The sequence below is a fragment of the Pisciglobus halotolerans genome, assembly GCF_900113675.1.
Classification (GTDB): domain Bacteria; phylum Bacillota; class Bacilli; order Lactobacillales; family Carnobacteriaceae; genus Pisciglobus; species Pisciglobus halotolerans.
On the sequence record NZ_FOQE01000048.1, the window covers coordinates 1 to 10,707 of the forward strand.

A 10,707-nucleotide genomic window follows, 5' to 3' on the forward strand; every position below is an offset into this window, starting at 1 on the left:
CATCAACAAAATAGGAGCACGAGGCAACAACGCAAACGGAAACAACTGGTTCGTTTATCCTCGATATTGCATGAAAAAACACGACAGTCAGTCGGTGCAAAAGAGGGAACTATTCCCTTATATGCGGCTCATTCATCGGCAATAGGACAACTAGTAAAAAGTTTTCGTTAACTCCTGTCTGCTTGGGGAAGGTTCCTTGTTTTGGGAACGTTCTCCAAACAGATAGGCCAGCAAACGGCAGAGCCGTGCGGTAGCTGATAAGTGTACAAAAATAGAAAGCCTAAACTAGCTTAGTAAAAGGGTGCCCGAGAAAAACTTGACACATACAACAGTTTAATAGAGAGTGTTTCTATGCTGCTTTTTTGTTATGATAAAAAGAAGCAAGGAAAAGAGCAGCTTTTAGGGGATGATATATTGAAAGTGATCTTAATTTTCGGACCGCAAGCAGTAGGGAAAATGAGCATTGGAGAAAAGATAGCTGAAGTTACAGAGCTGCCTCTTTTTCATAACCATGTAACATTAGATGCCATTTGGCCTTATATTGGGTGGAATGACACCACATTTGAATTGGCAGAACAACTTCGGTTCGGAATATTTAAATATATTTCTGAAGATGCCCATCATAAAGGGATCATTTTCACGTTTGTTTGGTCATTTGACAATCAAAAAGATTGGGCGTACATAGAAAAAATAAAGTCGTTATTTAGCCAAGATGATCAAGAAGTATACTTTATAGAACTGGCGGCTGATTTGGAAGAAAGGCTGAGAAGAAATAAAACTGAAAATCGTTTAATGAAAAAACCTTCTAAACGTGATATTAAATTTTCAGAATATGAATTACTTGCTTCAGTTGAAAAAGATCGTTTAAATTCAAAACCTCATGAAATAAAGGAAGAAAGATATTTAAAATTGGATACAACTGATTTAAATATTGAAGAATCAAGTCAAGTGATTATCGAATGGCTTGGTACGTTTGAATCATCAAAAGAAAAATGATTGATTCTGTAAAATGAATATCATAGTAAATGTTCCATCTGGCATGAAAACAGAAACTCTTCAAACCTTATCTTTTCTATCAATGCTTTTGGTATACAAGTAGTAAAATGAATTGTTATACTAAAGTCAGATCAAAAATAGAATGAAAGGGATGGAGTAATGAAATCTTTGGTTCATGAAAGTAAGGCTGGTTTAGAAGGTCTGACAATACAAGAAGCAAAAGTACTCGATATAGGGGAAAATGATGTCAGAATGAAGATCAAGTATGCTGGATTAAATCACCGTGATTTGATAACGATCAAAAATCATGGAAACAGTAAAGAAAACATTCATTTAGGCTCTGATGGAGCAGGAGTGGTGACTGAAGTTGGTCATAATGTTACGGCAATACAGCCTGGAGATGAAGTAATCATCAATGCTGGTTTAGGCTGGAAGGAAAATAAAGAAACTGCTCCAGAAAATTTTCAGATTCTCGGCGGAGCTTCTATTGGAACTTTTGCAGAAGAAATCGTGCTCCCAGAAGAGAATGTGGTAAAGAAACCGGAATATTTATCCTGGGAAGAAGCCGGAGTCATTTCTTTGAGCGGATTAACGGCATACCGAGCTTTATTTACAAAAGGAAAAGTAAAAGCTGGAATGAAAGTGCTGATTCCAGGGATTGGCGGAGGTGTGGCTACATTCTTGCTACAGTTTGCTAAAGCTGCGGGAGCAGAAGTTTATGTTACTTCTCGTTCAAAAGAAAAGTTGGAGGCAGCCAAAGCAATGGGGGCTGACAAAACAGCTTTGAGCAGTGAAGATTGGGCAGAAGCGTTCGGAGAAAAAGCTGACTTAGTCATTGAATCTGTTGGTGCTGCTACTTTTAATCAATCCTTAGATGCTTTGAAACGCGGCGGAACGATGGTTACCTTTGGCTCTTCAACTGGTGATACGGTTGAATTTAATTTGAGGAAATTTTTCTATGGTCAATATACGTTAAAAGGAAGTACGATGGGCAGCCAAGAAGAATACAAAGAGATGCTTTCATTTGCTGAAAAACATCAAATCCATCCCATTATAGACCATGTTTTTGCTTTCAACGAATATCGTAAAGCTTTTGAAACAATGGAAAATGCTGAACAACATGGGAAAATTGTTTTAGCTATTGGTAAATAAGGGTTTTAGATAATTTTATCAAGAAGAATAACAAAAATAGAAAGGAATAACCAAAATGGATTTTGAAAAAGAAGGAAATCGTTTTTACAAAAAAGATGAAGATGGGAAGTTGTTAGCTGAAGTAACATATATCCCGGATGGTGAAGATAAAGTACAATTAAACCATACTTTCGTCGACTCCAGCTTAAGAGGTCAAGGAGTAGCAGAACAACTGGTTGATCGGGTAGTGGCAGAGATGGAAAAAGAAAATAAAAAAATTATACCTACTTGCTCTTATGCTGTAGCTTTATTCAAAAGAAAACCAGATAAGTACAAAGACATCATAGCAGAACATTAAAAAAAGGAGACAAAAAATCCAAAGCCAAAATTGGATTTTTTGTCTCTAAATGAGGTATAGTAAAGTCAATCGAAAAAGAAAACTTTCTTATCAGTGGCTTATGAAAATGAAAAAAAGGTTAAAAATGTAAAGAAATGTATTTTTATTCTTTACTTTTTTTTCAATTCTTTATATAATTCATTTTGTGCTTGTCACTGAATCATAACTGGCCCGTTGGTCAAGCGGTTAAGACACTGCCCTTTCACGGCGGTAACACGGGTTCGAATCCCGTACGGGTCATGTCAGTTTTATTTATTTCTATATTCTAAGTTCGCCGGCTTAGCTCAGTTGGTAGAGCATCGCACTCGTAACGCGGGGGTCACAGGTTCAAGTCCTGCAGCCGGCATATTCTAGCGTTTTAGAAGGTTAGAGTAGAAAGATAGAGATAGGATGAATATGGAGGGGTAGCGAAGTGGCTAAACGCGGCGGACTGTAAATCCGCTCCTTCGGGTTCGGCAGTTCGAATCTGCCCCCCTCCACCATGTTTGGGATATAGCCAAGCGGTAAGGCAAGGGACTTTGACTCCCTCATGCGCTGGTTCGAATCCAGCTATCCCAGTTGCATTTTATTGCACTGAGAAGAAAGCAGTAGGGTAATGTTCGATTTTTTAAGAGTCATTAGCTCAGTCGGTAGAGCATCTGACTTTTAATCAGAGGGTCGCAGGTTCGAATCCTGCATGACTCATTACAAATTCATCCTCGGTAAACTTACAACAGCTTTTGTGTTGTAAGTTTTTTATCGTTTTTAATGGTTCTACAATATTTAATGTTAATCTGTAAAAATCAATTTTTTAATGCTAAGCTCGTTAGAATCCTATTTTTAGAAATTTCAGGAGGAGTAGGGCTACTGATAGCCATGGAAAAAGATGCAATGTGAATCACATAGTGTTAGGCTTTAGCCGTTACACTAAGTTTGAAGCTTGCAAGCATTGAGACGTGATTTTCGTCTCAATGTGTTCTCATGGCTTTCCATCAGTAGCCCATCGACCTAGGAAATTTCATTACCAACGTTAAAAGAGGAAGAATCTTTTTAATTAGGGATTCTTCATCTTCTAACGTTGGTAAAAGCACCTCCCTATACGATACCTGAAATGACTAGAAATCTGCTTTTAAGAAAGTTAACAACAGAAAGCAATTTTTTTTTTTGCTCATTAACGTTAAACCTTGCAGAATCTTAATCGTTTATCTAGTTTGAAAAAGAGCAAGAAGAGGGAAACCAAGTAATATTAAAAGTGAAAAGAACCAAAAATAAGAAGGCTGGTCAGCACGAGAGCAGAAATTTTTCCAATAGTTCATTGACACTGTCCAGATTGTTTAACCTTTTGTTGTAAGGGTGCAAAGGTGTGATATAATAACTACGTGTGACAATTATGACTTCCATGGAGGTGCAAGGACAAGTATGTTTTCAATCGATTGGTCACAATTTTTTTCATGGAGAACGTTGATTAATATTGTGGATATTCTCATTGTGGCTTTTTTTATTTATCAATTGATCACGGTTTTAAGAGGAACAAAAGCTGTACAGTTATTAAAAGGGATCGCTTTTATTGTTTTGATCAAAGTAGCTAGCTTCTTTTTCCAGCTTCAAACGGTTGAATGGATCGTTGATTTAGTGATTCAGTGGGCTGTTTTAGCTTTGATCATTATTTTCCAACCGGAAATGCGAAGAGGTTTGGAACATTTAGGAAGAGGATCATTGTTTAGCCGTAAAAAACGGAAAAGCAATCCAGGTGAAGAACTTGTGGCGCATCTGGTCAAAGCTGTTCAGTATATGAGCAAACGTCGAATAGGCGCTTTGATTTCAATTCAAGTTGATACTGGAATGGAAGAATACATTAATACGGGGATTCCATTAGATGCTGATATATCGGGAGAATTACTCATCAATATCTTCATTCCAAACACGCCTCTGCATGATGGTGCTGTGATTATAAAAGATTATAAGATCGCTTCAGCGGCAAGTTATTTGCCTTTATCTGAAAGTTCTTTGATATCAAAAGAATTGGGTACTCGACATCGTGCGGCAATTGGTTTGAGTGAAGTAACAGATGCGTTGACGATCGTTGTATCGGAAGAAACAGGCGGCGTCAGCATTACGCAAGATAATGAGTTGTTCCGAGATTTGACAAATGAAGAATTTGAAGAATACTTAACAAAAAACTTAGTGACGATTCCTGAAGAAGAAGAAAAAAATCCAGTCCAGACCTTTTTTAATAGTTTTAAAAAGGGAGGGGCTAAATAATGATCGAAAAAATAATGAACTCTCCTTGGTTTACAAGAATCATTGCGTTGGCTTTTTCGATTCTCCTATTTACTTATGTCAATTACGAAAATAATGATCGATATAGTACTGCTATCGGGGGAGCAACAGTGAACAGCAGTGAAGTGATCACGAATTTACCAATTGCTGTTGATGTGGATAAAGATCGTTATTATGTGACAGGTTTGCCGGAGACAGCAACGATTCGTTTAGAAGGAACCACAGCTATTTTACTAAATACAATCACAACGCAAAACTTTAGCATCGTCACCCCTAATTTAAATGAACTTGGGAAAGGGACCCATACGATTCAGTTATTGACGAGAGGTCTTCCTGGAGAACTTTCTTATAGCATTTATCCATCTGAAGTGACGGTTACGGTTGAAGAACGCAGAAGCGAAGAACATGAAGTTTCTGTTAATTTTGATGAACGTTTGCTTGCTTCTGGATACGAAGCAGGAACGCCGATCTTGGACAAAAAGACAGTTGAAGTTTCCGGTTCCAGTGCTACAATGGAACGTGTCAGACATGTGGGTGTCAATGTGGAAGTTGAAAAAGGGATAACAAAGGATATCAGCCAAAAGCTTCCGGTTACTGTAACGGATGCAGAAGGAAATCCTCTAGATGTGTCCGTTGAACCAAGCGAAGTAACGGTAACGATCCCTATCACTACTCATCATAAAGAAGTTCCCGTTGTGTTATCTGAAACAGGTACTAAGGAACCAGATACGACCTATGAAATAGCACTTGCTGAAGGACAAAAGGAAACGGTCGATGTAGTGGGAGAAAAGGAAGAACTGAAGGAAATAATAGAGCTTCCTGTTGCAGTTGATGTGACTGGAATAAAAGAAACGACCACGCAAGAAATCACGCCAGAACTTCCAGAAGGCATTTCTTCTGTGAAACCTGAATCAATCAAAGTAAAAGTTACAGTCAAAAAGACAAATGAACAAGCAACTTCTGAATCTGATGCAGACAGCAGCTCTTCCGCTGAAGAAAATGCTAAGAAAGAGAATGAAGAGGAAGAAGAGAGCAGCAGTTCAGCTGAGTCAGAAGAGGAAAGCAGTTCTTCTTCAAGCAGCGAAACAGAAACAGAACGTGATTCAAGCAGCGAAGCAAGTTCTAGTGAGACAAGTTCTAGCCAAGCAAAGGAAAATAATACGTCTGCTATGCTAGAGTAGCCAAGTAGCGACAACTGAAATTAAAAGAGAAAGCAAAAGATTAGAAAACGATACGCATTTGAAAAGGAGCTTTTTAAACATGGGTAAATATTTTGGAACAGATGGTGTTAGGGGTGTAGCAAATTCAGAGTTAACACCAGAAATGGCTTTTAAATTAGGACGTTACGGTGGACATGTACTAGTCCAACATGCTGAAGGAGAAGAACATCCGCGGGTACTGGTTGGCAGAGATACACGAATGTCAGGGCAATTATTAGAATATGCATTGATCTCAGGATTGCTATCGGTAGGGATCGAAGTCATGAAACTTGGTGTCATTTCAACACCGGGCGTTGCTTACTTGACGCGCGTTCAAGGAGCGGCAGCAGGAGTGATGATTTCTGCTTCTCATAATCCGGCACCAGATAATGGCATAAAATTCTTTGGTCCAGATGGATTTAAACTATCAGATGAAACAGAGGCTGAAATCGAAGTTTTACTCGATAAAGAAACAGATGAATTGCCTCGTCCAAGTGCAAAAGGATTAGGTAGTGTAGAAGATTATAAAGAAGGTTCGCAAAAATATACGCAATTTATCCAGCAAACGATTTCTGGTGATTTGAATGGACTGCAAGTTTGCTTAGACAGTGCAAATGGTGCTACCAGTCCTTTGGTCAATCGGTTGTTTGCTGATTTGGAAACTGATTTTGATGTAATGGGCGCGTCTCCAAACGGCTTAAATATCAATGATGGTGTGGGGTCTACTCATCCAGAAGAATTGGCTAAGTTTGTTGTTGAAAAAGGCGCCGATGCTGGTTTAGCATTTGACGGTGATGGAGATCGCGTGATCGCAGTCGACGAGTTGGGGAATATATTAGATGGCGACAAAATCATGTACATTTGCGGTAAGCATTTATTTGAAAAAGGACGTTTGAAAAAAGATACGATCGTTTCAACGGTAATGAGCAACTTAGGGTTTCATAAAGCAGTGGAAGCAGCTGGTATGAAAGATGTTGAAACAAAAGTGGGCGACCGTTATGTTGTGGAAGAAATGCGTAAAAATGGCTATAACCTTGGCGGAGAGCAATCTGGACATATGGTCTTTTTAGATCTGCATACAACAGGAGATGGCTTGTTGTCAGGTGTTCAATTATTGAGCGTAATGAAAGAAACGGGTAAAAAATTATCTGAGTTAGCTGAAGAAGTCACGATATTCCCGCAGAAGCTGGTCAATATCAAAGTCAGTGATAAAAACGGTGCAATGGAAGTTCCAGCGATCAAGAAAGTGATTGAAGAAGTAGAAGCTGAGATGGATGGCGACGGTCGTGTATTGGTTCGACCAAGTGGAACAGAACCGCTATTGCGTGTCATGGCTGAAGCGCCAACGGAAGAAAAAGTAGCCAGATATGTCAGCCTTATTGCTGATGTAGTCAGAGCAGAAATTGGAATGGAATAACTGAAGGCTGCAAACAAAAAAGACGCTTCAAGAGCGTCTTTTTTGTTTGTATAGTAGTTGTGCCTCTTTTCTTCTTGACGAATAAATACTTAAAATTGCTCAAGGGAAGCAAGTCTTTTTTTGAAAAGGTTCTTTTTTTCTTGATAGAGAATGCCTTGGTTGGCTTGATTCAAAAGTGTTCGTTCTCCAGTAGCGATGACCACTGCTCTAGCAGAACCGCTAACGATTTTGCTTCCTCTAAAAGCCAAGTTCGAGCAGTCAAGCGGCGAAGAACAAGTATTGTCTTGTAGGACAGGGCTCTTTTTAAAAATCGTTTGTTTATTTTTTAAGTTAAGTTGAGCAATCTGCAAATGATTAGCCGTTAAAATTCGTACATCGGCTGGAACGATATCACCTGCAGCTAAATGAATGATATCTCCGCAGACGATTTCAGTAGCAGAGACCTCAACAGGTTTTAGACTATTGCGAAAAACAGTCGATGTTTGTTGAGGATTTGGAACAGTTTTTTTATTTGAATGGATCTGCTTTAAACAAGCACCCAAACCGCTCATGCTTGATAAAACGATTACCCAAAAGAAATTTCGAACGGTATGTTCAGAAGTGATATTCCAAAAGTGTTGGATAAAATAGAACAAAAAAGACATGCTAAAGCAGGCAAGCATAAAAGAGCGGATAAATAGAGAAATAGAAAATTTATCTGCTATGCTCGCTTCACGAGCGGTTACTTTGTTAGCGCCGTAAACTTCTCTCAAATAAGCTACGTCTTTTTTATGCAGTCCTTTTGCTTTAGAAGTGCGGAATCGATCTAATATATCCTTTTCATTTTCTTTTGCCGCATCGAATAGAAACCGAATGATGTCCTGTTCTGCAGCAAGGTTGTGTTTGATGTTTTTCATTGCCTTATTCCTCCTATGTTTATTTGTTAAAGCATTTTAGGAGAGTACAAATAAAGGCAGCCAAACGATCTTATTTTTTTACTTGCTCATCAAAGGATTCAGAGCTGGAGAAAAGAAAGACCTTCTGCCAGCTGTAAGATTGTTTGTCCACCTCTGATTATTCGTATCATCCTCGTCCATGCTCCATCACCTCATTTTCTTTTTTTAGAATAAATCTGCTGGTTTTTGTTTCGGACAGCGAGTCTGTTTTTATAGTAGTATACAGATGTAAAAGATTGTATGCTATAAAGATAGTAGTCCAACGTTAAAAATACAGCCTTTTTGACTGTAACGCAGGAGAAAAATGAAGTCAAGATAATAAAGGGTTTTTGTTTATTCTGGAACATCGATTGAAGGAAAATCCTGATTTGCGAGATGAGAAGATTTCAACGAAAAACGTGCAGAAAATTTTATTTGTTTTTACAAGAAAACTATTGATTATTGGTGTGTGTTTCTGGATAATGGAAGAGGAAACTAAAGCGGAAAAAGACGCTTTTTTTTTTTGCTGAAAACGTTTTGTTTTTGAAATGGAGGAAAGAATGTTGGATGTCAAACTAATGTTGTTCCAGTTTCTGGGAGGACTAGGGATTTTCTTGTTCGGTATTCAGTTTATGGGAGATGGACTTCAAAAGTCGGCTGGAGATAGTTTAAGAGAACTGCTCAACCGTTTTACTTCTACACCTTTAAAAGCGGTATTGACAGGTATCCTAGTTACTGTATTGATCCAGAGCAGTTCAGGGACGACAGTTTTAACAGTTGGTCTCGTTAGTGCTGGTTTTATGACTTTGCGTCAAGCCATAGGAGTCGTGATGGGGGCCAATGTCGGAACGACCATCACAGCGTTTATTATCGGGATCAATATTGGAGAATACGCTTTGCCTATTTTAGGAGTGGGCGCTATTTTGCTCTTTTTCTTTAATAAACAGGTGATCAATAATATTGGTCAGATCTTGTTTGGATTTGGTGCTTTATTTTACGGATTAGAATTAATGGGAAGTGGTATGGCACCTTTGGAAGAAATCGATAGCTTTAATAACTTGATGGTCGATTTGTCCCATCATCCGCTATTAGCGACCGCTACCGGAGCGGGTATGACGTTGGTCATGCAAAGTTCTAGTGCGACCGTTGGAATCTTGCAAAAACTGTACATGCAGGGAAGTATTTCATTAGAAGCGGTATTGCCGGTTTTATTTGGAGACAATATCGGTACGACGATCACTGCGATCTTTGCTGCTATCGGCTCAAGCGTAGCAGCAAAAAGAACAGCTGGCGCTCACGTCATGTTCAACTTAGTAGGAACCATTATTTTCTTGATCTTGCTTAAACCTTTTACCAGCTTGATCGTGTTCATCAGTCAAGCATTTAATTTAAATCCAGCATTGCAGATCGCATTTGCTCATGGACTATTTAATACTTTTAGTGTAGTGATTCAATTCTGGTTTATCAAGAATATTGCTGATTTAATGGAACGACTCATTCCAGGAAAAGATGCGCTGGTCGACTACGATACAACAAATTTGGATACTAAAATGATTAAAACTTCACCGAACTTGGCTCTAAACCAAGCGAAAAGAGAAATTACGCAAATGAGCAAATTCGTAACGGAAGAGTTTCAGCATGCATTCAGGTATTACCGAGATCAGGAAGAAAAAGACCTATCTGTTGTTGATAGTTTGGAAGAAACAGTCAACAATATTGACCATCGCTTGACGGAATACTTAATGATCGTTTCTGCTGAAAAGCTAACAATCGCTGAATCAAACGAGTTGAGTACGATGATCGACATTATCAAATATTTAGAACGTATTGGGGATCATAGCGAAAACATTGCTAAAAATGTCCGAGAAGTTTTACGCGTCGATAAAAAAGCTAAAAGTAAAGAAAAAGGCCGGTCTAATGGGGAGCAACGTTCACTTTATGATCAAGATGTAGTCAGTTTATTTAAGATGGTAGAGATCATGGTGAAAGTTTCCGTTCGTTCTTATGAAGAAAATAACAAAGAATTAGCCTTTAAAGTCATTGAACAAGATAGACTCGTGAATAAAATGGAACAAAAACTGCGTAAGAAATATATTGAATTGATCAATAATGGAGCTGAAAAACCTGGGGACGGTATTTTATTTATCGACATTGTTTCTAGCTTAGAACGTATTGGGGATCATTCTGTTAAAATTGCTCGTCATGTTGCAGAAAAAGAAACCGTTACTGCTTCCACTTTTGAAGCGGTTTATGACCAGTAAATCTACGGTGTGTTAGATAATAAAAGAAACAGCTCAATTTTATACTGACCCCCAAATGTTAGACCAAAAATCTAACATTTGGAGGTCATTTTTTATGGCTAAATATAGCTTTGAATTTAAAAGAATGGTCGTG

Annotated in this window: 8 protein-coding genes and 5 tRNA genes; 12 read left to right on the forward strand and 1 reads right to left on the reverse strand. The window is 38.4% G+C overall.

All coding sequences use genetic code 11. From position 1 onward, the window contains the following. The first annotated feature begins 456 nt into the window (after nucleotides 1-456). From BM057_RS10420 to glmM, 11 genes are all read left to right on the forward strand, one after another. Complete coding sequence (locus tag BM057_RS10420; protein ID WP_218147469.1) at nucleotides 457-996, forward strand: shikimate kinase; 540 nt, start codon at nucleotides 457-459, stop codon at nucleotides 994-996. A gap of 159 nt (nucleotides 997-1,155) precedes the next feature. Next, nucleotides 1,156-2,148, forward strand: a complete 993-nt coding sequence (locus BM057_RS10425; protein WP_092093614.1) for a zinc-binding dehydrogenase — start codon at nucleotides 1,156-1,158, stop codon at nucleotides 2,146-2,148. A gap of 55 nt (nucleotides 2,149-2,203) precedes the next feature. Next, a complete protein-coding gene (locus BM057_RS10430) occupies nucleotides 2,204-2,485 on the forward strand; it encodes a GNAT family N-acetyltransferase (RefSeq protein WP_092093617.1) in 282 nt (93 codons plus the stop codon). 207 nt (nucleotides 2,486-2,692) lie between these two features. Next, nucleotides 2,693-2,764, forward strand: a tRNA-Glu gene (locus BM057_RS10435). A 33-nt stretch (nucleotides 2,765-2,797) separates the two neighbouring features. After that, nucleotides 2,798-2,870 (forward strand) — tRNA-Thr (locus BM057_RS10440). Between the two features lie 52 nt (nucleotides 2,871-2,922). Beyond that, nucleotides 2,923-3,006: transfer RNA gene (locus BM057_RS10445), tRNA-Tyr, on the forward strand. A 4-nt stretch (nucleotides 3,007-3,010) separates the two neighbouring features. After that, nucleotides 3,011-3,082 (forward strand) — tRNA-Gln (locus BM057_RS10450). Nucleotides 3,083-3,135: 53 nt separating this feature from the next. Beyond that, nucleotides 3,136-3,208: transfer RNA gene (locus BM057_RS10455), tRNA-Lys, on the forward strand. A 714-nt stretch (nucleotides 3,209-3,922) separates the two neighbouring features. Beyond that, complete coding sequence (gene cdaA, locus BM057_RS10460) at nucleotides 3,923-4,765, forward strand: diadenylate cyclase CdaA (protein ID WP_047390635.1); 843 nt, start codon at nucleotides 3,923-3,925, stop codon at nucleotides 4,763-4,765. Next, entirely contained in the window at nucleotides 4,765-5,964 is a 1,200-nt protein-coding gene (locus BM057_RS10465) for a CdaR family protein (RefSeq protein WP_052181796.1), read from the forward strand. Before cdaA ends, BM057_RS10465 begins: the two co-directional genes overlap by 1 nt. Before the next feature lie 79 nt (nucleotides 5,965-6,043). Then, nucleotides 6,044-7,399 carry a phosphoglucosamine mutase gene (gene glmM / locus BM057_RS10470; protein ID WP_047390633.1) on the forward strand — a complete coding sequence of 452 codons (1,356 nt, stop codon included), beginning with the start codon at nucleotides 6,044-6,046 and terminating at the stop codon, nucleotides 7,397-7,399. A gap of 89 nt (nucleotides 7,400-7,488) precedes the next feature. Here glmM and BM057_RS10475 read toward each other — a convergent pair whose 3' ends face one another. Then, nucleotides 7,489-8,295 carry a P-type ATPase actuator domain-containing protein gene (locus tag BM057_RS10475; RefSeq protein ID WP_092093619.1) on the reverse strand — a complete coding sequence of 269 codons (807 nt, stop codon included), beginning with the start codon at nucleotides 8,293-8,295 and terminating at the stop codon, nucleotides 7,489-7,491. Nucleotides 8,296-8,873: 578 nt separating this feature from the next. On the opposite strand from BM057_RS10475, the gene BM057_RS10485 reads away from it, so the two are divergent. Next, on the forward strand, nucleotides 8,874-10,574 hold the full coding sequence (locus tag BM057_RS10485; protein ID WP_177186243.1) for a Na/Pi cotransporter family protein: 1,701 nt from the start codon (nucleotides 8,874-8,876) through the stop codon (nucleotides 10,572-10,574). Nucleotides 10,575-10,707: the final 133 nt, after the last annotated feature.

Coding starts and splice junctions, on each gene's coding strand:
- BM057_RS10465 (WP_052181796.1), top strand. CDS start 4,765: ATGATCGAAAAAATAATGAACTCTCCTTGGTTTACAAGAATCATTGCG.
- BM057_RS10475 (WP_092093619.1), bottom strand. CDS start 8,295: ATGAAAAACATCAAACACAACCTTGCTGCAGAACAGGACATCATTCGG.
- glmM (WP_047390633.1), top strand. CDS start 6,044: ATGGGTAAATATTTTGGAACAGATGGTGTTAGGGGTGTAGCAAATTCA.
- BM057_RS10420 (WP_218147469.1), top strand. CDS start 457: ATGAGCATTGGAGAAAAGATAGCTGAAGTTACAGAGCTGCCTCTTTTT.
- BM057_RS10430 (WP_092093617.1), top strand. CDS start 2,204: ATGGATTTTGAAAAAGAAGGAAATCGTTTTTACAAAAAAGATGAAGAT.
- BM057_RS10425 (WP_092093614.1), top strand. CDS start 1,156: ATGAAATCTTTGGTTCATGAAAGTAAGGCTGGTTTAGAAGGTCTGACA.
- BM057_RS10485 (WP_177186243.1), top strand. CDS start 8,874: ATGTTGGATGTCAAACTAATGTTGTTCCAGTTTCTGGGAGGACTAGGG.
- cdaA (WP_047390635.1), top strand. CDS start 3,923: ATGTTTTCAATCGATTGGTCACAATTTTTTTCATGGAGAACGTTGATT.